The sequence below is a fragment of the Pirellulales bacterium genome, from assembly GCA_035546535.1.
Lineage (GTDB): Bacteria > Planctomycetota > Planctomycetia > Pirellulales > JACPPG01 > JACPPG01.
The window spans coordinates 1-26,997 of record DASZWQ010000033.1; the positions used below are offsets into that span (position 1 = coordinate 1).

A 26,997-nucleotide genomic window follows, 5' to 3' on the forward strand; every position below is an offset into this window, starting at 1 on the left:
TGAAACCCTGCAACTTCCCCGCAACCACCGCCGGCGTCGACCTCCGTGTCATTGCAAGCCCTCCCTCGGTTGAGATGGCTTCAACAAATAACACACCCACCCATGGCGCAAAAAGCGTGCCGAACAGTATTGCCCTCTCCCTGCGAGGGAGAGGGATTTTTGTTCAGGCGTCTTCGACCCGGTTGAGGCGCTGCTACGTCGTTGAGGCGCTTCGAGGTCTACATCAGTGGACCGAGCTTTTTGTCGCGTCGCGCGCGTGCGCCGCGGCTTCGTCGTCCAGCACACCCTCTTCGCCCGGCTTGTGCTCATGGTGCGGGCCGGCGAGCCTGGCATGTGCGATCGACGCTCCGATCGAAATCGACAGGAGCGACATCACGACCAATAGCGACGCCCAGGCGGGTGGATGACCGATCCATTTCTGCGCCCAGGCGGGCGGCATGCCAAAGCGGTTCAACCACCACGCCGGTGGATCAGCCACCCATTGCACGAGCATCTTCAAACCGACGAAGAGCAGAATCGCCGACAGCCCGTACTTCAAGTAGCGGAACATGTCCATCACGCCAGCCAGCAGGAAGTACAGCGCCCGCAGGCCGAGGATGGCGAAGACGTTCGACGAAAAAACGATGAACGGGTCGTCGGTAAAGGCAAAGATGGCCGGCACGCTATCGAAGGCGAAGGCAAAGTCCGTGGCATCGATCACGATCAGCACGAGGAACAGCGGCGTGATGCACAGCTTGCCCGCCTCGCGCGCGAAAAACTTCTCGCCGTAGTTTTCCTTTGAGATCGGCAGGAAGCGGCGTGACAGCCGCAACGTCCAGCCCTTCTCGGGATCGGCTTCTTCGTCCGAGAAAGCCAATTTGAACGCGGTCCATACCAGGAACAAGCCCAGCGCATAGGTAATGAACTCGAACCGCTTGATCAGTTCACCGCCGACGAGGACGAACGTCAGCCGCATCACCACAGCGCCCAGGATGCCCCAGAACAGCACCCGGTACTGGTACTTCATGGGGACGCTAAAGTAACTGAAGATCACGGCAAAGACGAAGACGTTGTCCATCGACAACGACCATTCGACCAGGTAGCCGGTGAAGAACTCGGTGGCGGGCTGCAGGCCGGCGTAGAACAGGATGAAGGCGTTAAAGCCCAGTGCTACGGCCACCCACGTGGCGGTGGCCCGGGCGGCTTCGGCGAGCGTGGTTTCCTTGGCGCCGCGATGAAAGATGCCCAGGTCGAGCGCCAGGAGCAGCGAGACGAACGCGGAAAAGGCCAACCAATGCCAGAGAGCGACTTGCATCGAGGATCTGATTATCTCTCGCTGTAATGAGATGCCGCCGCAGGTTTTCAGCCGGAGCTGCCCTCAACCAGCGCTGTAGCGGCGTCGGCATCATCGCCAGCACTGCGCGGTCATCATAGACGTTACGACCGATAGCGACAACCGCAGCCCGCATGCCGTGCCACAGCCCTTTGAGCGCTCGTTAGCAAGCGAAGGCCTCTCACGCGGCGCGGTCGCAACGCGGCGCATGGTGCGCCCCCAACCACTGGCGGGGGAGCCGTGACCCGCCGCGGCCGACAGAGGCCCGGTTGTGCCGATTCTGACGAATTGGATTGCTTGCTGCGACGTAACCTCCGGCGCGTGCGCGGATTCTGTTGCTGCCCTGGGAGTCCGGGGATAGCATGAATCTTGGCGGCATTCATGTCCGGCAAAGCGCGAGCGCGGAGGATCGAGTGCGGCTCGTACGAAGCCCTTGGCTTTCGACGAGCGCCGGTTCACGAATCGCGCGACAGCTTCCATCGGTAAGGAGAAGAGACGTGCATTCCTGGTTCGGTCGCATGCGGCGCATTCGCCCTTTAGTGCCTCTCGCCACGGCTGTTGCGCTCGCGGCGTTCATGGCCGGTGTCGCTGGCGCCGCCGAGGGAGATCAGGCCGCCCCCACGCAGGGCGAAAGCTACCTGGTGTGGGTCGCCAAATCGTCGGGCGCGATCGGCGTCGTGATCCTGATCCTCAGCGTCTACTTCGTAGCCACGGTCGTGCGCATGTTCATGGAGCTGCGCGAAAAAGTGGCCGCCCCGCCCGAGCTGATCGCGCAGTGCGAGGATTTGATCCAGCAGCGCGATTTCCGCCAGCTCTACAAGGTTCTGCGCGAAAGCGATTCGTTCTTCGGCCGCACGCTGTCGACCGGCATTTCGGAATTGCCCAACGGGCTGGCCGAGGCGCGCGAAAGCATGGACCGCACCAGCGAAGCGGTCACGATGGAAATGGAGCGCATGATCAGCATGCTGGCCGTGCTCGGCACGCTGGGGCCGATGATTGGCCTGTTGGGCACTTTGAAGGGGATGATCTCCAGCTTCAGCGTGATCGCCATGTCGGGCACGCACCTCGATGCGTCGCAAGTCGCCGGCGGTATTTCCGAAGCCCTCCTGTTGACGTTCGAAGGCGTGGGCCTCTCGGTGCCGGCCATTTATTTCTACGCCCTGTTCCGCAACCGCATTTCGGCCATCTCGTCGAACACGACGCTCTTGTGCGACCAGATGCTCCGTCGGCTGTATCACATGGCGCAGTGGAAAGCCGCCCCGGCCACGACCGGCGCGGCGCCAGCCCCCAAGTAAACCCCAATGCCCGCGACGCGACTTCGCAGGCGCGCTCCTGGTTCGACATTTGAATTTCGTCATTCGTCATTTTCCGCAGCAGGGTTAACTCGTGTCCGGCAGCAATTCCGGCGATCGTGCCGAACCGAATCTGACGCCGATTCTGGACATGGTGTTCCAGCTGATCACCTTTTTCATGTTGGTGGTCAACTTCAAGGCGGCCAGCGTCGACCTGAACCTGGAACTGCCGGTGATCGGCTCGGCCATGCCGTCCGAGAGTGACGACAGCGACGTCATGGTGCTGAACATCGACAAGGAGGGACGCCTGCGCGTTTACGGCGAGGAAAAGAACGTGGACGCCTACGTCGCGCAAGAGGCGCAACTGGCGCTGCGCAAAGCGCGGCAGACCGATCCCGAACTGGAGCCGGGCGGCGAATTGCCGCGCACCGTCGTGATCCGCGCCGACAAGGCGACTCCGTTCGGTCTTTTGAATCACGTGATCCGCACGTGCCAGGGGCAGGGATTTCGCAAGTTCCAATATCGGGCCATGACCGGCGGAGAAACGTGACATGGGCCGGCGCAAGAAAAAGAAACATCTGCAGGGCGAGGTCGAGCTGAACCTGGCCGCCATGCTCGACATGGCGTTCCAGTTGCTGGCGTTCTTCATCCTCACCTTCAAGCCGGCGCCGACCGAAGGATTCATCGCGCTGCGCATGCCGCCGCCGCAGGCCACGACCAAGCCGGGCGCCGCGGCGGCCAGCGAGCCTAATCCAGCCAGCACGCCCATGGAGCGGCTCGAGACCCTGATGGTTACGATCAAGTCGAACGCGGAAGGGGGCATCGGCACGCTGCAGATCGAGGAGGGAGCGCCCAGCGCGAACCTTAACGAGTTTGAGCAGCAGTTGAACACCTTGTTGGGGGCGCCCGGCGCCAACTTCGAGCAAGTTATCCTGCAAGTCGGATCGGGCCTGCACTACGACAGCCTGGTGCGAATCCTCGATATCTGCTCGCGCGTCAAGTTGGCCTCGGGCGAGCAATTGACCAAACTCAGCATCACCGAACTGCCCGAGGGCACGTAGCCGGGCAACGTGGCAGAAGAGAATACGTCCACAGATTTCTCAGATTACGCAGAGAAGCAGAGAGTCGGACAAGTTCCAAGACGAAGCGTGAAGCTCAAGGGCCTTCGGTCTGCTTCTTCGCATCTGCGGAATCTGTGTCATCTGCTCAGTAAATCGTCCGGAAGCCAACGTCGAAACATAACCGCCAACGCATATTTTCATGCCTTCGGGTGCCGCTCGGGCGGCATGAACACTGCGGATGGGTTTCTCGCGTCTGCGGACGGACGCCATCGCGAACGTCGGAAGCAAACGATCATGCCGTCACGATATCAACGGCGCGCACGGCGATCGGCGTTAGCACCGTTTGCGCAGAATCTGCGCCTGTTGAGCATGATCGTGATGCTGGTCGTAATCGGCATGACCATCGCGCGCAACGGCCGCTTTGGCGCGCCGGCCAATGTCGGGCCGCCGCCGGCCGCAAATCCTGGTGACGCCGCGGCGCCGGAAGTTGCGGCGCATCCGCCGCAAGAAGCGCCGCCAAGGCCTTCGGACACCAAGGTCGTCACGAACAACAAGCCACCCGGCAACGAAGCGGAGGGCGACCAAGGGGCGGGCGAGGAAGCTGCTGACGGCAAATCATCCAATAGTCATTTAGCGGAGGGACCTCCAGCGGAGGGGCAATTAGCCGACAACGAGCAAGGCTCGCTCAATTCGCCGCCGCCACCGGTAGATGCCGCAACCGCCGAAGAGCACCACGACGATCGCGACCCGGCCGAGGTCAACGAGTTTCGCCGGCAAGCCGAGGCAATCGCCGACTGGGGCCTGGCGATCCAGGGCATCGAGAACCCTGCCTATTGGCGTTTGCTGCAATGGATCAATGGCCAGTCCTTGGCCGAACTGAAAGAGCGCGATCCGCCCGAGGCCGTGTTCCAACAATTGCGGCAGCGTCCCGGCAAGTATCGCGGCAAGCTGCTCGAATTGGAACTCTCGGTCCGCCGCGTCGTGACGTATGACGTGGAAAAGGAAAACCCGGCCGGTGTAAAGCGCTTGTACGAGCTGTGGGGTTGGCCCACCGCAGGCAAGGGCTGGTTTTACGTCGTTGTCACGCCGGAGCTGCCGCCCGGATTTCCCACCGATATCTCGGTAGCGCAAACGGTGCGGGTCTACGGCTATTTCTTCAAGCTGCAAGGCTATCAACCGGCCAATGCGCAGCCGAATGCCCCGCCGCTGGCCGCGCCGATGATCGTGGGGCGCGTGGAATGGATACGGCTCGTTACGCCTACCAACCCGGCGGAGACAGCACTGTCGTATGTGATCCTGGCCGTGGGCGGCCTGCTGGTCGTGGGGACGATTCTCTATTGGGTCATCGCCGCACGGCGCAAGAAAGCCGCGCACGCCTCACGGGCCGTTGAATCGCCGATGGTTGCCGCGCATGACGCCGAAGACGACGACGGACGCACGCCCTATGAGCGCGCGTACGAGGACGACGACCAGCACGACTCGGATCGGCCCCCGCCCGGCGCTTTTGATTGGGTGCGGGATTAGGCGGCGCCACCAGGACCGCGATTCCGATCCCCGAGCGGCGACCAGGAGTTAACTCCGCGCATCAACTGTGCGTCCCGAGCAGGTAGAGCAGCGGCAACAGGAAGATCCACACGACGTCGACGAAGTGCCAGTACAGGCCCGTCACGTCGATCGGCGAATTGTAATCGGCCGAAAAACGGCCGCGGGCGGCGAGCGCCGCCAGGACGAGCACGATCGCGATTCCGATCGTCAGGTGTACGGCATGGATCGCGGTCATGATGTAGTACATCATCAAGAACAGCTTTACTTGCGCGACTTGGGCCAGCGACAGCCCCTTGCCTTCGACCCACTCGTGCGGGTCGAACTTCCAGCCGGGCACGAGGTTCTCGCGGTAATCGCCGTAATATTCGATTGCCTTGAGGACCAGAAACAGGGTGCCGATCGCCGCGGTCGCGAGTAAATAGACCACGAGCTTCCGGCGCTCGCCTCGCCGGGCCGAATGCACCGCCATCACCATGGTGAAGCTGCTGACCAACAGCACGAGCGTATTGGTGCCGCCAATCTGCCAGTTGAGCTGCTCGCTGGCCTTCTCGAACGCTTCGGCGTATTGAAACCGGTAGATGTTGAACGCCAGGATCAACGCGCCGAAGAACATCACCTCGGTGGCGAGAAACAGCCACATGCCCAAGGTCGCGGTGGCCGTCTGATGCTCGAAGTCGCGGAACTGTTCTTCCAGCGGAGTGCGCACCAGCACCGTGTGCTTGAACATCTCGTGCGCGTCAGCGGTCAGGAAGCTGTCTTCACGGCTCATTCTGCGGTTTCCCCGCTGCGTAGTCGTAGGGCTCACGGACGACGACCGGTGTCTCGTCGAAATTGTCGCGCGGCGGCGGTGAAGGGGTCTGCCACTCCAGCCCCGTGGCGTGCCAGGGATTGGGCCCGGCGGGCCTTCCATTGCGCAAGGAAAGCGGAAAGTAAAACAGCGGCAGCAAATAGCCGATGCCCAGGATCGACGAGCCCGCGGTGGAAAGAACGTTCCACGCCTGAAACTCGGGCGGGTAGGTGTGGTAGCGCCGCGGCATTCCCTGATAGCCGAGCACGTACTGCGGCACGAACGTAAAGAAGAAACCGACGCAGATGATGAGCGCGCTCAAGCGCGACCACCACTCGGAATACATCCGGCCGGTCATCTTCGGCCACCAGAAATGCAGCCCGCCCATGTAGGCGGTTACCATGCCGCCCACCATGATGAAATGAAAATGCGAGACCACGAAATACGTGTCGTGTACGTGCATGTCGACGCCCAGCGTGGCCAGGAACAAGCCGGCCATGCCTCCGAACGTAAAGAGCACGACGAAGCCCAGGCCGAAGAGCATCGGCGCTTCGAAACTGATCGAACCCTTGTAGAGCGTCGCCGTCCAATTGAACACCTTGATGGCCGAGGGAACTGCCACCAGGAAGCTCAAGGCCGAAAAGATCAGCGCCGCGTACGACGAGATGCCTGCCACGAACATGTGATGCGCCCACACGAAGAAGCCGACCCAGGCAATGCCGAACGTGGCAACCACGACGAACGTGTATCCAAACAACCGCTTGCGGGCGAAGCACGGAATGACCTCGCTGACCACGCCCATCCCGGGCAGGATCATGATGTAAACGGCCGGATGTGAGTAAAACCAAAACAGGTGCTGAAACAACAGCGGGTCGCCCCCGAGTGCCGGATCGTAAATCCCCACGCCGAACAAGCGTTCCACGATCACCAGGATCAAAGCCATTGCCAAAACCGGAACGGCCAGCAGAAAGATGAAGCTCGTCGCGTACAGCGTCCAGACGAAAACCGGCAGCCGCATCCAGGTCATTCCCGGCGCGCGCAGCCAGTGCGTGGTGGCGATGAAGTTGATGCCGGTCATCATCGACGAGAAGCCGGAAATCACGACCGCGATCATCGTCGGCACGACGTTGTAGTGGCTGCCATGCGAACTGTACGGAGTATAGAAAGTCCAACCGGTATCGACGCCCCCCGCGATAATCGCCACCAAAGCCCAGATCGCGGCAAACATGTACGTGTACCAGCTCAACAAGTTCAAGCGCGGGAAGGCCAGGTCCTTGGCGCCGATCATGAGCGGCAGGCAGAAATTGCCCAGCACCGTGGGAACCACCGGCACCAAAAAGAAAAAGACCATGATCACGCCGTGCGCGGTGAAGCTCTTGTTGTACGTGTCTGCCGAGACGAGCGCGCCGGTGGGAGTCATCAGGTTCAAACGCACGATCACCATGAAGAACGCGCCGATGAAGAACATCGCGGTCACGGGAAACAGGTACAGGATCGCGATCCGCTTGTGATCCTTGGGCAACAGCCATGAGGCGAAGCCGCGCGACGCGTTCAGATAGTTGCGCGCGGGCCGCTCGGGCGGCAGAGGACTGGGGCGCGGGATCTCCAACAAGCGCGTCATGGGAAAGTCCTCTCGGCGGGGATGCGCTCTTTGTTGGCCGGCGGAGGATAAGTCTCGACGCGCCGCGGTGTCTCGCCCGTTTTCAACGACTGGATGAAGGCCACGAGCGCCAGCACCTGCTCTTCGCTGATCTGCCCGTCGAAGGGGGGCATGATGTCGCGGTAGCCGGCCACGACCTGGGCGCTTGCGTGCAAGATGGAATCGCGCAAGTAAGTGTGATCGGCGCGGACGAGTTTGCCGTTGTCGAGAGCGACCATCTTGTCGAAGAGATTTTCCAGTGTCGGCGCACGCGCTCCCGAGTCGGCACTGTGGCAACTCACACAGCGATACTGCAGGAACACTTGCCGCCCTTTGAGTGCCAGCGAACCTTCGGCTTCGCCGGTGAGCCACGCCTGATACTCCGCCTCGCCCATCGCGATGACCCGCCCGACCATGCCCGAGTGGTCGGTTCCGCAATACTGCGAGCAGAACAAGTGATAGGTGCCCGGCGTGGTGGCCTGGAACCAGACGGACGTGTACCGCTCGGGGATCACATCCATATGGATGCGAAAGGCGGGGACGAAGAAGCTGTGAATCACGTCTTCGGAGACCAACAGCAGCTTGACCGGCTTGCCGACGGGCACGTGCAGCGTATTGATCTCGCGCTGCCCTTCGGGGTGTTGAAACTTCCACATCCACTGCTTGGCTACCACATAGACCGGCGTCGCCTCTGGTGGGGCCATGTACGCATTCAAGTACACTTCGCCTCCCCACACGAACAGAATGGCAAACACGCCCAGCGGCGCAATGGTCCACGACCACTCCAGCAGGCGGGACTGCTTGACGTCGGGCGGGTTAGCCTCGTCGGTGCTGCGGCGCCGATAGCGAGCGCAGAAGTAAATCAAGAGCACCGCCACGAGCACACCGACACTGCCGCACACGGCCATGAGAAAGAAAAACAGCAGGTCGACTTGCCGGGCCGTCGTCGAGGCGGCGCTCGTCCACAGTGAGATTTCCGCGAACATCAATTGTCTCGCTTTTGCGCAGCGATTGTTCCTAGCGTGCCGCCGTTACATTTGCTTCCGGAAGGTCGGTGACCGGCGGCGTTCGGCGGACGACGCGCGCGTGAGATCGCTGCAGGAAAACGACGAATGCTCCGATCGCGATCATGGTCACCACTCCCAGGCCGCGCACCATGTTCATGATGCTGGCCGAGTAACGGCCCAGTGCCGCGTCGTAGTGAAAGCAATACAGCAATATCTGATCGACGGGCGAGCCGATCTGGAGATTCGCAGCCTCGACCAGCCCCAGCCGCAGGTCCCGGCCCGAGTAGTTCACGTCGTAGAAGTAGCGCGACGCGCGGCCTTCTGGTGTCAGGATCACGATGCCAGCAGCGTGGAGGAACTGGTTTTGTGCCGGATCGAACCGGTAGCGAAACCCGACGGCATCGGCCACGCGATGAATCTGCTCCTCGGTTCCGGTAAGGAAATGCCAGCCGGCGGCGGCGCCCGGCCGCGCGTAGCGCAAGATGTAGCTCTCCTTTTTGCTCGCCGCCAGGCGCCAATCCTCGCGCGGATCGAAGCTGATCGTGACCACCTGAAAATCGCGGCCCGCGTCGAGCTTCATTTCCAACATCCCCTGCACCAGGCCATTGAGCACGAGCGTGCACAAACGAGGGCATTGGTAGTAGGCCAGCACGAGGATGACGGGCTTGCCGTGGAAGTAATCGGTCAACTGCACGGACCGGCCGGCTTCGTCCGTGAACTCCGCATCCAATGGCACCTGCTGGTTCAGACGCTGATCGAAGCCAACGCCCTGCAGCGCGGCCGGCACCGCCTGCGCGCTACGAAACAGGCTGGCAATGATGGCAGCCGCCAGCGCCGCGCACGCTATTTGTCGCCGCGCATCCATCGGGGAGGCTCCGCGTACCGTGTTCCTGAGTTCGATTCCCCACCGCCGACCAGGCCGAAGGCTTTCTCGGGCGGGCTCGCGTCCTCTTCTTCGGGCAACGATTTCACGACCAGTTTCATCGCCGCCTCGATGGGTATTCGAACGTAGTCGTTCTCGTTAGTGGTGCCATAAGAATGAAGCGCGCGCTCCCTGGCCAACTGCGCGCCGAATACGTTCGGATGAACTTCGGTTTCGTAATCCAGCAGATCAAGGCGCGGCGGACGCGGCTTGGCCTCGGCCGGAAAGCTGTAATTCGAGCCGGCAGCCACCTCGTTCGTTGCCTGGTCACGAGTCGCCAAAAACCATCTTCCGATGACCATCACGGCCGCGAACACGACCGCGATCCCGCACAACACCAAGATCACGCCGAACGGCGAGACTTGCGATTCGTCGAAGCGCACGTCGTCATGCCGCCTGACGCCGTCGGGCGGAGCGCCGCTGTCGCTGTCGTTCGATTGGCGAGCCGAATCGTCAGCCATGGGCCAGCGCCTCGTCGCGGGCAACTTCCTCGAGATCAATCTCCCGAAGCAGGAAGGCCTGTTCGTAGTTCATGTCGTACACTGGCAGTAACGGACGTCGTGCAAGAAGCCACGTGAAGGATGCAAACCATATACCGCCGAGCGCCAGCGGCGTCAGTAGGTCGACCCAGTGATTGGCCCAGCCCGGCATGTTCAAAAGCGGTCCCACCTGGGCGTACGTGGCAACCAACTGGCCTGTGAAGACCAGGGCGGCGACGGCCGACAAAGCGCGCGGGCTTTGCTTCACCACGCGCAGCAGCAGCAAGAAAAAGGGAAGCACGAACTGAAACAGTAGAAGGATCGCGCCGGCCACGCCCCAACCGTCGCGCCAGCGCACCAAATACCAGACGTTGTCGTGCGGCAGATCGGCCATCCACACGAGCATGAATTGAAACCACGCCAGGTAGGCCCACAGCGTTAACATGGTCAACAGCAAGCTGCCTAGATCGGTCACGGCTTTGCTGGAAACGATGTGCTCGAATTCCGGCGTCACCACCAACCAGGCGCCGATCACGACGCACAGCGAATACGCCGAAAGCACCTGATTGGCGAACATCACGGGCCCCAAGGCCGTCGAAGTGAACCCGCGCGCAAGCGACATGATCCAATCGATCGAGGCAAAGTGAACCGTGACTCCGAGCGCCAACAGCCCGAAGCCACTCACCTTGTACGCGCGCCAGAAGCGGCGGACGTTGGGCGACGAATCCTGCCCGCGCGACCAACGTGTCAAGAGAGCCGTCAAGACCAGCCACACGACGAAGTACCCGGCGGCACGGCCGAAGAAGAACGACGGTTCCAAGTAGTGCCGCCAGAAGTCTGACGTGCTGGGCGACGGTTCGGCCTCGATGCTGGCCCAGGGATAGATTTGCCTCAGGCCAATAACGAGCGGAATCGCAAGCGCCGCAACGAGCGGCAGCGTTCGCATCTGGGCCTCGGCGATCCGGCGAATGTAAAGCCCCCACACGCCGCCGGTTAGATTGTGAATCATCACCAGGGCCATTCCTCCCAACGACAATCCCAGCACGACCAGCCAGGCATACAAATACGCGCGCAGAAACGACGGCCAATTCCACACGGCGCCGATAGCGCAGCCGACCGCCGCGGCCGCGGCAATCAGCAGTGCGTATCGCGAGAGCCTTCGCATCGTTTGCACCACGGCATTCATGGCGTGTCACCTCTCGCGGTGGCCGCGCCGTCGGATGATGAGTGGTTCTGCGCCAAGCTCGTCGACAAGGCCTTTTCCATTTCCGGCGTCAACGCGCTGCGCGGAAAGTGCTGGCTCAATTGCAGCGCGCGCACATACGCCACGATGGCCCACCGATCGGCTGGCGGAATCTGGTCGGCATACGAAGGCATGGAACCGTAGCCCTCGGTAATGATGGCGAAGATCCGACCCGCCGGCGCGTTACGAAGTCGATCGATGTGGTACGAAGGGGGCGGCGTGTAGCCACGCTCGACGATCCGCCCGCGCCCCGTGCCCAGCGGATCGTGACAGACGACGCAATAGATCATGTACCGGTTGTAGCCGTGCTCGATCATCGACTCGCTGACTTCGACCGGGAAACGATCGACGAATGCGCTGTTCTCCGCAAAATCGCTCGCCGCGGCGCCGCTTTGTGGTAACGGCTGCCGATCCTGGTTCTCCTCTGGCGGTGGCTCGGCAGGCGCGGCGGCCTCGACCGGTGGTTGATCTACACGACCGGTGAAGAACGCCCGATCGATGCGCAAGTGGCCGCGGGCCACGGTATAGCGGAGCGGAGGACGGGCCGAGCGGCCGTCGTCAAAAAAATCACTCTTCTCAAGCGTCTTGTAACTGGGCTGCGCGGCCATCTTTTGCTGGCATCCGGAAATCGGGATCACGGCCGCACACAGAATCCCGGTGGACAGGATCAAGCGATACCAGGAAGTAGAAATCTCGCGCGCCACCATGATCCGTTCACCCCGCGTCGTGTTGCGAAGACACCGTGACGCCGCCTTCGCCTGACTCTTGTTCATCGCCCGACTCGGGCTCTTCCAGCGCTTCGGGAGCGATGGGAACCAGCATGACGTCGCCGTACGGGTCGAGGCTTCTAAGAAACTCGGCCGTTTTATCCAGATCGAACAGCGGATCCTCGGCTTCGATGCACAAGAAGAAGCGATCCTGGCTGGCCCGCACGAATTCCGGAACGTTGAATACCGGGTGGTTCGGATGCGGCAGCGCGTTGAGCACGATCATGGTCATGAACGCCGCCAGCGAAGCAACCAGCACCATCAACTCGAACGCAACCGGCATGAAGGCGGGCCAACTGTTGTAGGGCTTGCCGCCGGAGTTAAAGCGATAGTTGATCGCCATCGCGTAGTACTGCATGCCGAAGCCCGTTGCCGCGCCGACCAGTCCGGCGATCAGCACGACCGACGGAATGCGCGAACGCTTCATGCCGAGCTCCGTCGCCAGGCCTTCGACCGTATAGGGCGTGTAGGCGTCCATCAGCCGGTAGCCGGCCCGGCGCGCTTTGCGCGTCGCGGCCAGCACCGCATCGGGCGTCAGGAATTGGACCATCAGGCCGTGGTATTTGAGATACATCAGGCGCGCCCCACTTCCGACCCATGCGCGCCGGGCAATAGCGCCTGGGTTTCGGAGATCGACATCAAAGGCAGATACCGAACGAACAGCAGGAACGGCACCATGAAGAAACCGATCGAGCCGGCGAATGTGAGGATGTCCCACAAGGTCGGCTTGAAGAATCCCCACGACGACGGCAGAAAATCTTCGCTCAGGCTGCTGGTGACGATCATGTACCGCTCGAGCCACATGCCGACCAGCACCAGCAACGAAACGCCAAACAGCACTGCCTGGTTGCGGCGCAGGGCTCGGATCCATAGCAGCTGCGGAACAATCGTGTTGCACGAGAAGAGAATCCACACGAACCAGCCGTACTTGGCGAAATCGGTCAGCCGGTACCAATAGACGTGCGTGTCGTAAACATCTCCGCCGTAGTACGTCACGGTTTGTTCGGAAAGGTATCCGTACGACGTGACCAGGCTTGTCACCAGCAGCAGCTTTCCCATCACGTCCAAATGATCGCGCGTGATGAACTCCTGCACGCCGTAGGCAACGCGAATCGGAATGCACAGCACGAGAACCATCGCGAAGCCTGAGAGAATGGCGCCCGCGACGAAATAGGGAGGAAAGACCGTTTCGTGCCAGCCCGGCACCAGCGACGACGCAAAGTCGGAGCTCACGACCGAATGCACCGAGACCACCAGCGGCGTGGCCAGGCCGGCCAGCAGCAGATACGTCGTCTCGTAACGGTGCCAATGCCGGGCCGAGTTGCGCCACCCCATCGCCAGCACGCCATAGAACGATCGCCAGGCGGTCGACGACGAACGGTCGCGCAGCTTCGCCAGGTCGGGGATCATTCCCATGTACCAGAACAACAGCGACACCAATAAATAGGTCGAGACCGCAAACACGTCCCACACCAGCGCGCTGCGAAACTGGGGCCACAGTCCCATCGTGTCGGGATAGGGCAAGAGCCAATACAAAAACCAGGGGCGGCCCAAGTGCAAAAGCGGAAAAAGACCGGCGGTCATCACGGCGAAGACCGTCATCGCTTCGGCCAGCCGATTGATCGACGTGCGCCACTTCTGGTGCATCAGCAGAAGAAACGCCGAGATCAGCGTGCCCGCATGGCCGATACCGATCCACCACACGAACGACGTAATGGCAAAGCCCCAGGCCACCGGAACGTTGATGCCCCAAATGCCGACGCCGCGGACCAATAAATACGTCACGACACCCGCAAACAATGTCGACAGACCTCCGCCGACGAGAAACAGCGCCCACCACCAGGGGCGCGGTCGCGGCGCGGTGACGAGCGAGGTGATTTTGTCGCTGACGCTCGCCACGGAATGCTCGGTGGGCACGTACTGCGGCTTTAACCCGTAGCGCTCCAGCTCTTCCTGCGAGATCGTCACGGGCGCGGCGTCGACTCCCATCACGCACCCTCCAGCTCGGGATTGGGATTTCGCAGCGCCGCCATGTACGTCGTGCGCGGGAAAGTATTGAGTTCCGCAAGCAGAGAGTAGTCCAGCGGCGAATCCTTGCACTGCGCCACGGCGCTCGATGCGTCGTTGATATCGCCGAACGTGATGGCCCGCGCCGGGCAAGCCGCTTGACAAGCGGTGACGACATCGCCGTCGCGGAGCGGTCGGCCGGCGGCCTCCGCATGAATTTCCGCCTGGCGGATACGCTGCACGCAGTACGTGCATTTCTCCATCACGCCCCGGCTGCGCACGGTGACGTCGGGGTTGTACTGCATCCGCAGCGGCACCGTTTCGAAGTCGGCGAATGCCAGGAAATTGAAGCGCCGCACCTTGTACGGGCAGTTGTTCGAGCAAAACCGCGTCCCCACGCAGCGGTTGTAAACCATCTCGTTCAAGCCCTCGGCGCTGTGCACCGTGGCCGCGACCGGGCAAACGTATTCGCACGGCGCATGCTCACAATGCATGCAGGGAACCGGCTGGAAATGAAATTCCTCGGGCGATTCCGGCGCTCCCTTGATGTAGCGATCGACGCGTATCCAATGCATCTCGCGGCCGAAACTCACTTGCTCCTTGCCGACGACCGGGATGTTGTTCTCCGCCTGGCAGGCAACGACGCAGGCATTGCAACCGATGCATGCCGTGGTATCGATCGACATGCCCCATTTGTGCTTGGGCGGGCTGTAATCGTACGGTTCGTACAAGCTCCCGCGCGGTGGCCGGCCGACCTTGCCGATCGATCCGCGTGGCTCCTCTTCCTGTTCGGCGATCTCGTGCGGGTGCTGCTGATAGTCTTCTAGTGTTCCCGCGCGAATCGGCGCGCGCTCGGCCATCGTCTGATGGGCCTGCGTGCAGGCGAGCGGATAGGTTCTGTCCAGCTTTTCGACCACAAGTCCCGAAGCGAACCACGGCGCCTCGCTGGTCCGCAATCGATAGGCGTTGAAGCCCTCGGTCGAATGCCACTGTCCGCCGGCACGCGCGGCGTGCTGTTGACCATAGCCCAGGTAGACCGTGATCGAACCGTCGGCGTGTCCCGGCATGATCCACGCGGGAGCCTCCACTTGCCGATCGCCCAATTGCAGGCGCAACATGCTGACGCTGTAGCCGCCATGTTCTCCGCCGTGCTCGAAGTGAGGATATGCGACGCCGAGCTCGGCGGCCGTGCGCGGACTGACAAGCGCTGCATTGTCCCACGTCAATTTCGTGATGGGCTTGGGCAGTTCCTGCAGCCAACCGTTGTTGGCGTAGCGGCCATCGTGAATGGTGGGATCGGCCTGGAAAGCAATCTCTAGCGCGCCCGCCGCCGCCGGGGAAGTCGCGTTGCGAAGTGCTGCTGCCCGTTGTTGCCAGTCGGAAGCGAGTCGCACTTCCAGTGGTGACGAGGCGGAATCGGCGAACAAACCATCATGAAGTACGGTTTGCCACTGGTCGTCGAAGGTCGCGGGACGCTCGTCGGACGTTGCTTCTTGGCGCGCGCTGCTTTGCGCGTGCCAACACGCGTACACGAGCTCGCGGCCTTCCGCGCCGCGGTTTCCTGATAAGGCGGCGATGACTTCGTGCGCCGATCGCCCTTGGTAAAGCGGTGCGATGAGTGGTTGAACGATGGACGTCGTGCCGTCGAATGCGCGTGCATCACTCCATGCCTCCAGATAATGGGTTTCCGGCAAGTGCCAGGTGCACCGCCGGGAGGTTTCGTTTTCGTAATGGCTAAGGTGAAAGCTCGTGCCCACCCGGTCGAGCGCCGCCGCGAAATCGACGTCGGCCGGCGCGTTGTAGGCTGGGTCGCCGCCAAGGATCAACAAGACGTCGACGCGGCGGCTTTGCATGTCATCAACCAGTTCGCGCAATTCTCGCTGTTCGTCAGTTGGCCGACACGCCACCGGCTTGATGTACCGCAACGTGCGACCGACGTTTCCCAATTGCTGGTTCATCGCGTGGGCGAGCAAGTGAACGAAGGCCGGCTGCCGGTGACCGGCCAGCACGAGGCATTCTCCCGCGTGCGCTTGCAGGTCGCGCGCGACGGCAGACGCCCACCCGGCATGTTCGTCGGCGATTTTCGCATCAACCTCCAGGCCCAACGTCGAAGCGACCGCCGCCGCGACCTGCTCCAGGTCTCGCATCCGCACGGCGAGGCGATGGTCGGCCTTCGCGCCGGTACAAGTCACTTCGGTTTCGACAACGTACAACCGGTTCATTGTCGCGTTGGGCGCCGTCTCGGCACTGGATCGAACCCGGCGAGCCGACATGAAGTCGTTGGCATACCGCACGTGGCCGGGACCACTCGTTAAGAAGTCATGATCCAGCGACAGCACGACGCGGGCCGCTTGAAAGTCGCAGACGATGTCGACCGGTTGACCGAAGGCAATTTGCGCGGCTTGTCTTTCACCAGAGCGATCGACCGGCTCGTATTGATGCCATCGGGCTGAAGGAAAGGCCTCTAGTAGCTGATCGATTTGCGAACCCAAAGTGGGCGAGTTCACCCGCCCGGTCAGGACTCGCAATCCAGACCCACGTTTCGCGGTTTGATCGCGCATCGCGGCCTGCATGGCCGTGTCCGCATCGTCCCAGCCGCGAATCCGATCGCCGTGCATCACGGCTTGTAAGCGCAGTGGGTCGTAGAGCGAAAGAATGGACGCCTGGCAAAAGGCGTCCGTCGCGCCGAGACTCGCGGGGTGATCGGGGTTGCCTTCGATTTTCGTCGGCCGGCCCTCGTGCGTCTCCACCAACAGGCCCACGGCATCGCCATCGTGAACCATCGTCGTCGCGTAAAACAGCGGCACGCCAGGCAGCAGTTCCTCGGGCGGATGCGCGTAAGGCACGATCGTCCCTTGCGGAGCCGGCCTTACGGAGCAACCTCCAAGGCCCGCTAGCGCCAGCGAAGCACCCAGCAAACCGAGGAACTTGCGGCGGCTCAATCCGGCGGGCCAGATATCCGCGAGCGCCGCAAACTCCTGGCGCACGAACTCGTCGAAGGCTTCGCTATCGGCCAGCTCCTCCAGGCATTGCCAATACGAGCGCCCGCTCGTGTCACGCAGCTTTCGCTGGATCTTGGCGAACATCGGGCTGAGCTGCTTGCGAGGATTCATCGATGGCACACGGTGCAACTTGTCAGCGCTTCCGGCGTGTCGATCTGGTATTCGGCAACGAGGCTCCGGCCGAGTTCCAACTGCTCACGCGGCTTCTCGTACTGCATGTCAAACACCTTGTCGCGCGGGCGCACTTCGCGCGCCGGATCCCGGTGGCAATCCAGGCACCACTTCATCAGCAACGTCGGCACCTGGTAGGTAAACGGCATGCGGTCGATTTCGCCGTGACACGTCGAGCAGCCAATCCCCTTGTGGATGTGGATGCTGTGATCGAAGTAAACGAAGCCGGGCAGGTTGTAGACCCGCTTCCACTCGATCGAGCGATTGTTGGCGTAGCTGGCGCGAACGGGCGCCAGCATTTGGCTGCCGACCCACATTTGCGAATGGCAATTCATACAGGTCTTCGTGGCCGGCATGCCCGCGAACGACGCGGATTCGACGCTCGCGTGGCAGTAGCGACAATCAATTCCCAAGATCCCCACGTGATGTTCGTGACTGAACGGAATCGGCTGGACGGGCGCGACGCCCGCGGCCGTTCCGTACGACGAGCTGACGATCACGATGCCAACCCAGGTCGCCAGCGCCAGCAGCATCACGCCGCCGAGGATGCTCCCTTTCGAGCCGACGTTCGTCCACCGATGGAAGGCTTGAGCCATCGCCGCTTGCTTTCAAACGTTTCCAAGGCGCGATGCCAGGGCGGCCTCACGCCTGCGATTTACAGGGATGCCGGTGGCGGCACGTAGGGGCGTTCCGCCGCGGGCGACATCGAGGGGAAAATGGTTTTTGGCCCGAAGTATCCGGCCGGCGCGTGCGCAATCGCCGCGACGAGGACTAAAGCCGTCATCGAGATGGCCAGGCCGGCAACGCCCAAGCGCAAACCCGCGGTGCGGCCGAAAAGCGCCGCAACGATTCCCGCCAGCCCCAGCACGGCTGCGGACGCGCTTAAGGGAATCGAGATCACCGGTAGCAGGAACAGGCAGGCGGCGATCGCCCCCAGCACCATCGAACTGATGCCAAGCGCGACAGGTGGCAGGCCGGCCCTTTCCAACACTGCCCGAGCGGTTGCCGCGTGTTGCTCTCGATCGTGCATGGGAAGTCGCGGTGCAACGCCGCCCATCAGTTCTCATTAGTGGCCGGGAACATACGGTACCCAGGGCCTGGATACGTAATCCGCAAAGGTCAGCGCGCCGAGCACCATGACCAGCCAAAACAGCGCGACACACACGACGGACCAGACCGCCGCTCGACTTTGCAGCAGGTGCATGAAGAACAATCCGACGAGCGAGGCTTTCACCACGGCGATCAGCAACCCCAGCGCCAGGTGCCAATCATGTGCCAGTGGGATAAAGGAAATTCCGACCGTCACGCACGTCAGCACGACGAGCACGGCAAGCACGACCAGGTATGCCGCCGGAGAGATAGCTCGGCTGGACATGGAGTCCCTTTCGCTCGTGGCGGCCGCGAAGCCCAACGGAAAAGAACGAACGGTTCGCGGTGCAATGCGGGCCATGTCTGTGCAAAGTAAATGCCGCCCGCGAACGTGAGCGCCCCGCGAACGCAACGGTCATTTGGCGGACGGTCGACGCCGGCCGCCGAGATTTGGTGGCGGGAGAGCGCCCATAGTGCGCGGCAAACGGCCACGCGCATTGAAGACATCGCTTTAGTCCGGGATCCATTCATTTGCGGTAGCCGGCACGAAAAGGCACCCCCCGAATGCTGCCGCGAGACGCTTCCGGGGGAACGCATCTGAAAAAGCGACATGTTGACGCAGGAATCGTCGAGCCTCGAACGTGGTCCGCGCGCGAGCGGTTCTTAACGACCAAAACCGAGGCAACTGCGGATCCCCTGCGCCGCCGAAACGGGGTTCTGTGGTTCTGTGCCGTTTTTCAGCACGTGGCCGAAGACGGTTTCCGCCGTACGCTTGTTAAGAAGCCCGCCGCCGAGCGGTGTGTAAACAACGGCAGGCGGCGCCTGATTAGTAGTGCATGCAAATGAATTGACAGGAAAGGGTTAGGCGACTGCCGAACGATGATCCTCTGGGGTTGCTTAAATGTTGTGCGTCCCTGCGCCAGGGGATAGGATCATGAGTGGAATTCGGGACGATTCACGGGTGATTGAGGCATTGCCGGCGGCGGCCACGCACGGCGCTCTCGGCGCGACACTTCTACCGGGGCTTCAATGATCGACCACGAACGAACCATCGCAAGTACGCGCGCCAAGATCGGCGCCGTCTTGGGTGTTCGCGCTTTTGTCACGGCCCTCTCGGTCTGGTTGCTCACTTGGGGAACGATTGCGTTGGTGCTGCGCGCGGCGCTCGCGACTCCGCGCGAACCGCTCGCCTGGGGCGCCCTCGGGATTCTTGGCGCGGCGGCTTTCGGCGGCGTCGTTGCTCACCGCAAGCAGCCGACCATCGCGGCCGTGCGGGCCCTGCTGGATGGTCACTGGCGCTGCGGTGGATTGCTGATGGCCGCCGGTGATACGGACACGAGCGGGTGGTCGCTTCACAACTCCGCCGTCTCGGCCGCACCGCGCGTCGCCTGGAACGGAAGGCGGCAATGCGGCATTCTGTCGTGCTGTGCTCTGTTTGCACTCTTTGCATTCGTCGTGCCGGCGCGCTTCCTGGAGCAGCCGAATTCGCAGCGCCTGGTGGTGGCCGATGAGGTCGAGAAGCTGGCCGCCAAGATCGAGGTCTTGAAGGAAGAGAATATCCTGCCTCCGCAAAAAGCCGAAGCGCTCGAGCAGGCGCTCGACGAACTCGAGCGCGACGCAGCCGGAAACGATCCGAGCAAGACCTGGGAGGCGCTCGACCACCTGGAGCAAGCACTCGCAAAAGCGGCCGCTGAAGCCGCCGAGGACAAGGCGCGCGCGGCCGAGAAAGCCGCGCAGGCCGAAGAGCTGGCCTCGGCACTCGACGATGCTCACAGTCAGATGGCAGCCGCCGAGCTTGCTAAGGCTATGAAGCTGCTGGCCGAGGATGTGCAGCTCGCGACCAAGGAAAGCGAATCGCTGGACGGGGCGCTTGCCGAAGCTATGAAGCAGCTTGCCGAAGGGGGTGAGCTCGCCCCGGCGCAGCTTGCGGAATTGGCGCAAGCGCTTGGTAACTGCAAGGGGGGCAACCTGGCCACGCTCGGCCGGCTATGCGAGGCACGCTTGATCGACCCTTCGATGCTCGCGCAACTGCGCGGCCAGTGCGAGATCGATCCCGACGCGCTGGCGGCGCTTCTGGCCGCGTGCGATGGCGAGGGCTTTTGCTTGTCGGACGCGCTGGCCCAGTGCAACAAGCCCGGCCGCGGCGGCATCAATCGTGGGCGCGGCGATGCGGCCATGACCTGGACCGACGGCGCGAGCGCGGAAAACACGCAGTTCAAGGAAAAGGTGCTGCCGCCAGGGGCCGTGGCCTCGGTCAAGGACAGCACCTTGCAGGGAGTCAGCATCGGCGATCCGACGGCGGATACTCCGGCCGAGACGACCGCCGGCGGCGCACTAGACACATCCAACGCGGGGCGTGGATCGGCGCGGACGCAGGTCATCCTGCCCGAGCATCGCAAGGCGGTCCAACGCTACTTCGCCCGCGAAACGCAGGGACGGAACAAGGCTTCCGAGGCACCATGACATCTGATCTCGCGTCAGCGTCAGGCGCTAGCGCTCAGTCTGCGCTTGTCTCGCCGCAAACGATCGCCGAGAGCACGGCGCTCACGCGCCGCGTGCTCGTTCAGTTGGACCAGATGTTGCTCGGTCGCGAGCAACTGCACCGCCTGGTCCTGGTTGGCATTCTCAGCCGTGGGCATATCCTGCTCGAAGGCCTGCCCGGCGTCGGTAAGACCGCGCTAATCAAGGGGTTGGGCCAGATTCTGGACCTGAAGTTCAATCGCGTCCAGTTCACGCCCGACCTCATGCCCAGCGACATTCTCGGCACCCACATGCTGCGCGACGTGCCGGGGGGCGGGCGGGAGATGTCGTTTCAGCCGGGCCCGATCTTTACCAACATCCTGCTGGCCGACGAGATCAATCGTGCCTCGCCCAAGACGCAATCCGCCTTGCTCGAAGCGATGCAAGAGGGCTCGGTCACGCTGATGGGACAGACGCGCCCGCTGCCGCGGCCGTTTTTCGTGCTGGCCAGCCAGAACCCGATCGAGCTGGAAGGAACGTATCCGCTGCCCGAGGCGCAGCTGGACCGGTTCCTTTTCAAGCTGGCGGTCGGCGACGTCAATGTGGACGTGCTGACCGAGATCATCGCCACGCGTCGCCGCGGCGAAGCGCCGCCGGCCGAGGCCCCCTCGACCTCGGCCGACCTCGAACGGCTGATGGCGATCATGGACAAGATTTATCTGCCACGGCCCGTCTGCCGGTATATCTCGCGGCTGGTTGTCGCCACGCATCCCGGCGCGGCCGAAGCGATCGACGATGTGAATTCGTACGTCACTTACGGCGCGTCGCCGCGCGCCGCCATTGCCATGGCCGAGGCCGCTCGGGCACACGCCTTGATCGACGGCCGGCCGACCGCCGGCTTCGAGGACGTGAAGGCCATCGCGGCGCCGGTGATGAACCACCGGCTGATCCTCAATTACAAGGCGCGGTTCGAACAGGTGACGCCGGCGGTCATCATTCAGCGCCTGTTGAATCGCATCGACGAATCGGGCATGTCGCTTCCCGCGGATGTCCGCATTCAAGGAGACGGCCGATCATGATTGCTCGCGGGCCGATTCGCAGCGTGTTGCGGCATGCGTCGTGGCTGCTCGTGGCGGCTTGGGCAGTTTTGGCGGCTTCCTGTTGCCTGGCAGCGCAACAGCATTTCGGCGATATCACGGTCACCGTGCAGCCGCAACCGACCCCCGAGGGGACGGTCTTCCAGACAGGGAAAGAGGGATATCTCGAATTCCGCATCACGGTCGAGAATCGCTCGACGACCAAGGAACACGAAGTGCGGTTGGTCTATCCGCCGCATATGAGCACGTTCTACGGCGATTGCGTCACGCGCAATGCGCGCACCGTGCGGGTCGCGCCCGAAACAACCTCCACGGTGTCGTTATTTCAGCCGGCGCTGCAAGTGGTCGACGAGCGGCTGGCCGTCGAAATCAATGGCAGGCGTCAGGAAGGGCAGCTCTCGATGGACAACCCGTTCAACTTCGGTTACCGCGGTTACAGCCACCCGACGAGCGGCAACCGAGTATTGAACGTGCTGGCCAGTCGCGGAGTTCCGCAGGAATTAAAAGATCAGGTGCGCGTCGCGCACGGCGACCAGGCGGGATTTCTGCGCAGCGAGCTGCCGGTCAGCGAGTGGAGCCCGCAGTGGCTGGGCTACACCTGTTACGACGTGGTGTTGTTGACCCGCGAAGAGGCCGAGTCATTGACGGCAGATGTCGGTCGCGCGCTGCACCGCTATGCGGAAAGTGGCGGCATGATCCTGGTCCACGGGGTCCCCCTGGCAACCGCCATACCCGAGACGTTGCGAAATCCCACTGACAAGGCCAATCACGGGCTGTATCGGATCGGCTTCGGGATCCTGCGCCCCTGCCCGACGAAGGCGCCCTGGCCCACGGAGTTCTGGGAAGGCATGAACCGCACGCAAAACGCGCCGAATGATCCGACCCTGCAAGTGGTGGGCGAGGTGAAGGTGCCGGTGCGCGGCCTGCTGGTCTTGGTGATCGCCTTCGCCGTGGGCATCGGACCCGTCAACGTATGGTTTCTGTCGCGCCGCGGCCGGAAGATGTGGTTGTGGTGGATCGTGCCGGCCGTGTCGCTGGCCACTTGCCTGGTGGTGTTCGCCTACTCGCTCGCTTCCGAGGGAGTTCACGGCCACGGCCGCACGTCGCTGGTCACGATCCTCGACGAGAACAACCATCGCGCCTCGACGCTTGGCTTCGTCTCGTACTACTGCCCACTGACTCCGTCCGACGGATTGCATTTTTCCTACGATACGGCGGTGGCGCCTTTGTACGCCAACGACCGGTATGCTGATCCCTTCCGGCATCAGCGGTCGCGGACGCTCGATTGGACGAACGATCAGCACCTTGACTCGGGCTGGGTGATGGCCCGCGTGCCGGCGTGCTTGGCTCTCCGCATGAACGAAACCCGGCGCGAGCGGCTCTCCATTCGCCGCGACGCCGACGGCACGATCACGGTCGTCAACGGCCTGGGAGAGGAGATCGAATCGTTGCACTACCGCGATGCCGACGGCAACTTTCACGTCGCCCAGAACCTGCCGGCCGGCCAGGAAGCGAAACTCGACAAAGATGACAAGCTCGCCAAGCGTGCAGGCACCGTAAGCAAGCCCTTGCGCGAGTTGTTTACGCAGAACTGGAGCTACTCGCTGAACACGTTGCGGCAGTACCCCGACACTTTTCTCGTTCCGGGAACCTACCTGGCCGTGGTCAAGAAGAGTCCCTTTCTGAACGATCCACTCCCGACGGCGCCGCAGGAGGGGAGCGTGGGGATCATTTACGGCATCTGCGCGGAAACGGGCGATGGACGTTAGAAATGGACGTTAATGTCAGCAACCTGAAGCGCTACTTCGGCGGCACCAAGGCCGTGGACGGTGTCTCGTTCAGCTTCTCGTCCGGACATATCGTCGGCTTCGTCGGTCCCAACGGCGCCGGCAAAACCACTACGATGCGCATCCTGGCCACGCTGGACGAGCCCACGGAAGGAGACGCCACGATCGACGGCATCTCGGTCGTCGACGAGCCTGAAAAAGCGCGTCGCCTCGTGGGCTTCATGCCTGACACCCTGCCGACGCACCGCGACATGACCGTACACGAATACCTGGACTTCTTCGCCCGGGCCTACGGTTTGCGCGGCGTGAATCGCGATTCGCTGGTCGAACGCGTCGAGGAGTTCACAAACCTGACGGGCATCAACCGCAAGTTCTTGCGCGATCTCTCGAAAGGCATGAAACAGCGGGTCAGCCTGGCCCGGTCGCTCGTACACGATCCGCCGGTGCTGGTGCTGGACGAGCCGGCCAACGCGCTCGATCCGCGGGCCCGCATCGAGCTGCGCGAACTGTTGAAGGTGCTGGCCGACCAGGGCAAGGCCATCCTGGTCAGCTCGCACATCCTCACCGAGCTTTCGGAAATGTGCAACGGCGTTGTGATCGTCGAGCAGGGGCGCATGCTGCGCGCCGGGCAGATGGATCACGTCGTGGAGGCCGAAAACATCGAGCGCACGGTGATCATCCGCTGCGAAGGGCCGATCGATGCACTTCAGCGGGCCCTGCTCGAGTCGCCCCTGGTGCGCGAATCGCGCATCGCGGGGCCCGTGGTCGAGGCCGAGGTCAACGGCGGCGACGACGTCTGCGGCGACCTGCTGCGGCAACTCGTGACCGCGGGCGTGAGAATCGTGGAGTTTCATCAGCGCCGCGCTGATCTGGAAGACATCTTCATGACCGTCACCAAGGGACAAGTGCAATGACCCGGCTGGCCAAGATCGCCGCCACGATCGGCGATCGCGCGAATCCGATCGTCGTCAAAGAGCTGCGCCAGGCCGTGCAAAGCCGGCTGGTGATCGCCATCTTGCTCGTCTTTTTGCTCGTGAACGTGTTCGTGGTGTGCAGCTTCCTGATGCTCAACGCCGACGCGAACTCGAACGAAACGGCCGGTCAGGAGCTGTTCGCCTGGCTGTTCGTGGTGCTGGCTTTGACGTGCCTGGTGTTCGTGCCGTTGTATGCCGGCATCCGCCTGACGATGGAGCGCAACGACGCGAACATCGATCTCTTGTTTACCACCACGATTGCCCCGGCCGCCATCATCCGGGGCAAATTCTGGGCCGCCGTGGCGCTGATCGCCTTGATCTATAGCGCGTGCATGCCCTTTTTGACATTCACTTACTTGCTGCGGGGGATCGATCTGCCGTCGATCTTTGCCAGCCTGGCCATCGCTTTCGCCTGTACCGCCGGCGTCACGATGCTGGCCATCTTCGTCGGCAGCGTGGCGGGCGGATGGCTGCTGCGCTTGCTGCTGGCCGGCGCCTTCCTCTTCGCCTGGTGCTGGATCACGACCATGGTGATCGTTGGCTGCATGCAGCTGGCACGGATGGGCCTGACCTTCATGTTCAACGATCGCGAGGCTTGGGCCGTCTTTGGCTGCGTCGTCCTGTTCGGGCTGTGTGCATGGGGATTTTTCTATCTGCTGGCCGTGGCCTCGATCAGCGCGCGGTCATCGAACCGCATGCTCCCCGTGCGCGTCTTCGTGACGGCCTGCTGGATAGTGTTCGGCCTGATCATGGGCGTCTGGAGCTGGATCGAGGAAAGCCCGCTGCCAATGGGGAGCTGGCTGGTAACCAGCGTCATGGTCGTTAGCGTCGTGCTGGTATTCGTGCTGGCCGAGCGCGAGAGCTGGAGCCCGCGCGTCCGGCGCGCGATCCCGCGCGGCAGGCTGCCGCGATTTGTTGCCTGGCTCCTCTTTACGGGTTCGGCGGGGGGCGTACTGTGGTGCTTTACGCTCGGCGCCGTGACGCTACTCGCGGCGATCGCGGCGAATGGTATGCTTCCGCGTTCCCATCTGGGAGGCATTCGGCCAGAGGCGCTGCGCGACAGCATCGCCATGATGACCGGCGCGCTACTGTACGCCGTATGCTACGCGATGACGGGTTTGCTCGTGCGCCGCTGGCTCGCGCCCAAGTCGCCACCCATCCTGGGCGCCGTGCTCGCTTGCATTCTGTTTGCCGTCGGCTGCTTGGCGCCTCTTCTCTTGGCTTACCTGATCGAAGGTCCGCTGTGGAGATTCGACACGTTACCGATCGAGTTCGTGCTCACGAATCCGGCAGTGCTGGAACGTGAATTCGCGCGCTATATCGTGCTTTATTTCCTTATGATCTGGGCGATCGTGGCCACCGGTTGCAACTTCCGGTGGTTCCGTCAGCAATGGAGTGCGTTTGCGCGGCATGAGCTCAAGCCGGCCGAACCACAGCCGGTCGCCTTGGCCGAACCGGCCCCGGCGGTGGCTCATGGCTGACGAAACTCGCCGGTTTCTGGCCGAAGGGGAGCAGGCCGGCGCGCGCTATCGCCTGGCCGCGCCCCGCAGCGCGCCGGCCGGACTCGTGGGATCGCAACTGGCGCGGGCGGCGGGCGAAAGCCTCGAATTCCTCGAGCATCGCGACTACGAGCCGGGCGACGATTTGCGGCGTATCAACTGGAGCGCCTACGCGCGGACCGACAAGCTGGTGATCAAGGTCTTTCGGCAAGAGGTCTGCCCGCACCTCGACCTGGTTGTCGATGGTTCGCGCTCGATGATGCTCGCCGGCACTGAAAAACGGCGCGCCGCGCTCGGATTGGCCGCGGCCGCGGCTTGCGCCGCCGAGAACGCGGGCTACAGCCGGCAAGTCTTTCTGACGACCGGCGGTTGCCATCCGATCGTCGGCGGCTCACAAAGCCCGCGCGCCTGGCAAGGTCTCGATTTCGAATCTCATAACACGCCCGCCGAGGCATTTCGCACGCTCCCCCCGGCCTGGCGGCCGCGCGGCATTCGCATGTTCATTAGCGACTGCCTGTGGCTGGGCGATCCGCTCGAAATCCTGAATTCCATGGCCGATCGCGCGGCGGCCGTGTTCGTCGTGCAGCTCCTGGCGGCCGAAGACGTCGAACCTCCCGGGCTGGGCAACCGCCGCCTGGTCGATTCCGAGACTGGCGAAACGCTCGAAGCGTTTGTCGATGCGCAGGGACAGGCCCGTTATCGAGAAAAGCTGGCGCGGCATCAGGAGGACTGGCACCTGGCGGCGCGCAAGGTCGGGGCGCAATTCGTATCGTTCGTGGCCGAGGACTTGTGTCGCACCTGGGACCTCTCGCCGCTGGTCAAAGCCGAGGCGCTGGCGGTCTAGATTCGTACGAACG

The 26,997-nt window shown here is 62.7% G+C and carries 24 protein-coding genes; 10 read left to right on the forward strand and 14 right to left on the reverse strand.

Annotation, left to right across the window (positions count from 1 at the left end):
• Positions 1-223: 223 nt before the first annotated feature.
• Positions 224-1,294 (reverse strand): TerC family protein, encoded by a 1,071-nt coding sequence (locus VHD36_04050; GenBank protein HVU86466.1) that lies wholly within the window; start codon positions 1,292-1,294, stop codon positions 224-226.
• A gap of 515 nt (positions 1,295-1,809) precedes the next feature.
• On the opposite strand from VHD36_04050, the gene VHD36_04055 reads away from it, so the two are divergent.
• From VHD36_04055 to VHD36_04070, 4 genes are all read left to right on the forward strand, one after another.
• Complete coding sequence (locus VHD36_04055; GenBank protein ID HVU86467.1) at positions 1,810-2,607, forward strand: MotA/TolQ/ExbB proton channel family protein; 798 nt, start codon at positions 1,810-1,812, stop codon at positions 2,605-2,607.
• 91 nt (positions 2,608-2,698) lie between these two features.
• Positions 2,699-3,154, forward strand: coding sequence for a biopolymer transporter ExbD (locus VHD36_04060; GenBank protein ID HVU86468.1), 456 nt, complete (start codon positions 2,699-2,701; stop codon positions 3,152-3,154).
• 1 nt (position 3,155) lies between these two features.
• Positions 3,156-3,665: a biopolymer transporter ExbD gene (locus tag VHD36_04065; GenBank protein ID HVU86469.1), complete on the forward strand. Its 510-nt coding sequence runs from the start codon at positions 3,156-3,158 to the stop codon at positions 3,663-3,665.
• A 294-nt stretch (positions 3,666-3,959) separates the two neighbouring features.
• The gene (locus tag VHD36_04070; protein HVU86470.1) at positions 3,960-5,189 is read left to right on the forward strand and encodes a hypothetical protein; all 1,230 of its coding nucleotides are present in this window, start codon (positions 3,960-3,962) and stop codon (positions 5,187-5,189) included.
• 61 nt (positions 5,190-5,250) lie between these two features.
• On the opposite strand, the gene VHD36_04075 is transcribed toward VHD36_04070, so the two are convergent.
• From VHD36_04075 to VHD36_04135, 13 genes are read right to left on the reverse strand one after another with little or no spacing between them, the layout of a single operon-like run.
• Positions 5,251-5,979 carry a cytochrome c oxidase subunit 3 gene (locus VHD36_04075; protein HVU86471.1) on the reverse strand — a complete coding sequence of 243 codons (729 nt, stop codon included), beginning with the start codon at positions 5,977-5,979 and terminating at the stop codon, positions 5,251-5,253.
• Complete coding sequence (locus tag VHD36_04080) at positions 5,969-7,618, reverse strand: cbb3-type cytochrome c oxidase subunit I (GenBank protein HVU86472.1); 1,650 nt, start codon at positions 7,616-7,618, stop codon at positions 5,969-5,971. The genes VHD36_04075 and VHD36_04080 overlap by 11 nt, the downstream gene beginning before the upstream one ends.
• Complete coding sequence (gene coxB / locus VHD36_04085) at positions 7,615-8,622, reverse strand: cytochrome c oxidase subunit II (GenBank protein HVU86473.1); 1,008 nt, start codon at positions 8,620-8,622, stop codon at positions 7,615-7,617. Before coxB ends, VHD36_04080 begins: the two co-directional genes overlap by 4 nt.
• A 31-nt stretch (positions 8,623-8,653) precedes the next feature.
• Entirely contained in the window at positions 8,654-9,508 is an 855-nt protein-coding gene (locus VHD36_04090) for an SCO family protein (protein ID HVU86474.1), read from the reverse strand.
• The gene (locus tag VHD36_04095) at positions 9,487-10,026 is read right to left on the reverse strand and encodes a hypothetical protein (GenBank protein ID HVU86475.1); all 540 of its coding nucleotides are present in this window, start codon (positions 10,024-10,026) and stop codon (positions 9,487-9,489) included. The genes VHD36_04090 and VHD36_04095 overlap by 22 nt, the downstream gene beginning before the upstream one ends.
• On the reverse strand, positions 10,019-11,230 hold the full coding sequence (locus VHD36_04100) for a hypothetical protein (protein ID HVU86476.1): 1,212 nt from the start codon (positions 11,228-11,230) through the stop codon (positions 10,019-10,021). The genes VHD36_04095 and VHD36_04100 overlap by 8 nt, the downstream gene beginning before the upstream one ends.
• Positions 11,227-11,994, reverse strand: coding sequence for a cytochrome c (locus tag VHD36_04105; protein HVU86477.1), 768 nt, complete (start codon positions 11,992-11,994; stop codon positions 11,227-11,229). The genes VHD36_04100 and VHD36_04105 overlap by 4 nt, the downstream gene beginning before the upstream one ends.
• 7 nt (positions 11,995-12,001) lie before the next feature.
• Complete coding sequence (locus tag VHD36_04110; protein ID HVU86478.1) at positions 12,002-12,628, reverse strand: DUF3341 domain-containing protein; 627 nt, start codon at positions 12,626-12,628, stop codon at positions 12,002-12,004.
• Positions 12,628-14,043, reverse strand: coding sequence for an NrfD/PsrC family molybdoenzyme membrane anchor subunit (gene nrfD / locus VHD36_04115; GenBank protein ID HVU86479.1), 1,416 nt, complete (start codon positions 14,041-14,043; stop codon positions 12,628-12,630). Before nrfD ends, VHD36_04110 begins: the two co-directional genes overlap by 1 nt.
• A complete protein-coding gene (locus VHD36_04120; GenBank protein ID HVU86480.1) occupies positions 14,043-17,174 on the reverse strand; it encodes a TAT-variant-translocated molybdopterin oxidoreductase in 3,132 nt (1,043 codons plus the stop codon). Before VHD36_04120 ends, nrfD begins: the two co-directional genes overlap by 1 nt.
• Positions 17,171-17,830, reverse strand: coding sequence for a cytochrome c3 family protein (locus VHD36_04125; protein ID HVU86481.1), 660 nt, complete (start codon positions 17,828-17,830; stop codon positions 17,171-17,173). The genes VHD36_04120 and VHD36_04125 overlap by 4 nt, the downstream gene beginning before the upstream one ends.
• Positions 17,831-17,889: 59 nt before the next feature.
• Positions 17,890-18,264 carry a hypothetical protein gene (locus VHD36_04130; protein ID HVU86482.1) on the reverse strand — a complete coding sequence of 125 codons (375 nt, stop codon included), beginning with the start codon at positions 18,262-18,264 and terminating at the stop codon, positions 17,890-17,892.
• Between the two features lie 36 nt (positions 18,265-18,300).
• On the reverse strand, positions 18,301-18,609 hold the full coding sequence (locus tag VHD36_04135) for a cytochrome C oxidase subunit IV family protein (GenBank protein HVU86483.1): 309 nt from the start codon (positions 18,607-18,609) through the stop codon (positions 18,301-18,303).
• Positions 18,610-19,352: 743 nt separating this feature from the next.
• Between VHD36_04135 and VHD36_04140 the strand changes: the two genes are divergently transcribed.
• From VHD36_04140 to VHD36_04165, 6 genes are read left to right on the forward strand one after another with little or no spacing between them, the layout of a single operon-like run.
• Positions 19,353-20,786 carry a hypothetical protein gene (locus VHD36_04140; GenBank protein ID HVU86484.1) on the forward strand — a complete coding sequence of 478 codons (1,434 nt, stop codon included), beginning with the start codon at positions 19,353-19,355 and terminating at the stop codon, positions 20,784-20,786.
• Positions 20,783-21,862: an AAA family ATPase gene (locus VHD36_04145; GenBank protein ID HVU86485.1), complete on the forward strand. Its 1,080-nt coding sequence runs from the start codon at positions 20,783-20,785 to the stop codon at positions 21,860-21,862. The genes VHD36_04140 and VHD36_04145 overlap by 4 nt, the downstream gene beginning before the upstream one ends.
• Positions 21,859-23,649, forward strand: coding sequence for a hypothetical protein (locus VHD36_04150; protein HVU86486.1), 1,791 nt, complete (start codon positions 21,859-21,861; stop codon positions 23,647-23,649). Before VHD36_04145 ends, VHD36_04150 begins: the two co-directional genes overlap by 4 nt.
• A 2-nt stretch (positions 23,650-23,651) precedes the next feature.
• Entirely contained in the window at positions 23,652-24,581 is a 930-nt protein-coding gene (locus VHD36_04155) for an ABC transporter ATP-binding protein (protein ID HVU86487.1), read from the forward strand.
• Positions 24,578-26,122, forward strand: coding sequence for a hypothetical protein (locus VHD36_04160; GenBank protein HVU86488.1), 1,545 nt, complete (start codon positions 24,578-24,580; stop codon positions 26,120-26,122). The genes VHD36_04155 and VHD36_04160 overlap by 4 nt, the downstream gene beginning before the upstream one ends.
• The gene (locus VHD36_04165) at positions 26,115-26,984 is read left to right on the forward strand and encodes a DUF58 domain-containing protein (protein HVU86489.1); all 870 of its coding nucleotides are present in this window, start codon (positions 26,115-26,117) and stop codon (positions 26,982-26,984) included. Before VHD36_04160 ends, VHD36_04165 begins: the two co-directional genes overlap by 8 nt.
• The last annotated feature ends 13 nt before the right edge of the window (positions 26,985-26,997 follow it).

Bases quoted from the DNA above. Each gene is read 5' to 3' on its own strand.
- VHD36_04050 (HVU86466.1), bottom strand. From the start codon at position 1,294: ATGCAAGTCGCTCTCTGGCATTGGTTGGCCTTTTCCGCGTTCGTCTCG.
- VHD36_04065 (HVU86469.1), top strand. From the start codon at position 3,156: ATGGGCCGGCGCAAGAAAAAGAAACATCTGCAGGGCGAGGTCGAGCTG.
- VHD36_04070 (HVU86470.1), top strand. From the start codon at position 3,960: ATGCCGTCACGATATCAACGGCGCGCACGGCGATCGGCGTTAGCACCG.
- VHD36_04075 (HVU86471.1), bottom strand. From the start codon at position 5,979: ATGAGCCGTGAAGACAGCTTCCTGACCGCTGACGCGCACGAGATGTTC.
- VHD36_04080 (HVU86472.1), bottom strand. From the start codon at position 7,618: ATGACGCGCTTGTTGGAGATCCCGCGCCCCAGTCCTCTGCCGCCCGAG.
- coxB (HVU86473.1), bottom strand. From the start codon at position 8,622: ATGTTCGCGGAAATCTCACTGTGGACGAGCGCCGCCTCGACGACGGCC.
- VHD36_04090 (HVU86474.1), bottom strand. From the start codon at position 9,508: ATGGATGCGCGGCGACAAATAGCGTGCGCGGCGCTGGCGGCTGCCATC.
- VHD36_04095 (HVU86475.1), bottom strand. From the start codon at position 10,026: ATGGCTGACGATTCGGCTCGCCAATCGAACGACAGCGACAGCGGCGCT.
- VHD36_04100 (HVU86476.1), bottom strand. From the start codon at position 11,230: ATGAATGCCGTGGTGCAAACGATGCGAAGGCTCTCGCGATACGCACTG.
- VHD36_04105 (HVU86477.1), bottom strand. From the start codon at position 11,994: ATGGTGGCGCGCGAGATTTCTACTTCCTGGTATCGCTTGATCCTGTCC.
- VHD36_04110 (HVU86478.1), bottom strand. From the start codon at position 12,628: ATGTATCTCAAATACCACGGCCTGATGGTCCAATTCCTGACGCCCGAT.
- nrfD (HVU86479.1), bottom strand. From the start codon at position 14,043: ATGGGAGTCGACGCCGCGCCCGTGACGATCTCGCAGGAAGAGCTGGAG.
- VHD36_04120 (HVU86480.1), bottom strand. From the start codon at position 17,174: ATGAATCCTCGCAAGCAGCTCAGCCCGATGTTCGCCAAGATCCAGCGA.
- VHD36_04125 (HVU86481.1), bottom strand. From the start codon at position 17,830: ATGGCTCAAGCCTTCCATCGGTGGACGAACGTCGGCTCGAAAGGGAGC.
- VHD36_04130 (HVU86482.1), bottom strand. From the start codon at position 18,264: ATGCACGATCGAGAGCAACACGCGGCAACCGCTCGGGCAGTGTTGGAA.
- VHD36_04135 (HVU86483.1), bottom strand. From the start codon at position 18,609: ATGTCCAGCCGAGCTATCTCTCCGGCGGCATACCTGGTCGTGCTTGCC.
- VHD36_04140 (HVU86484.1), top strand. From the start codon at position 19,353: ATGATCGACCACGAACGAACCATCGCAAGTACGCGCGCCAAGATCGGC.
- VHD36_04145 (HVU86485.1), top strand. From the start codon at position 20,783: ATGACATCTGATCTCGCGTCAGCGTCAGGCGCTAGCGCTCAGTCTGCG.
- VHD36_04150 (HVU86486.1), top strand. From the start codon at position 21,859: ATGATTGCTCGCGGGCCGATTCGCAGCGTGTTGCGGCATGCGTCGTGG.
- VHD36_04155 (HVU86487.1), top strand. From the start codon at position 23,652: ATGGACGTTAATGTCAGCAACCTGAAGCGCTACTTCGGCGGCACCAAG.
- VHD36_04160 (HVU86488.1), top strand. From the start codon at position 24,578: ATGACCCGGCTGGCCAAGATCGCCGCCACGATCGGCGATCGCGCGAAT.
- VHD36_04165 (HVU86489.1), top strand. From the start codon at position 26,115: ATGGCTGACGAAACTCGCCGGTTTCTGGCCGAAGGGGAGCAGGCCGGC.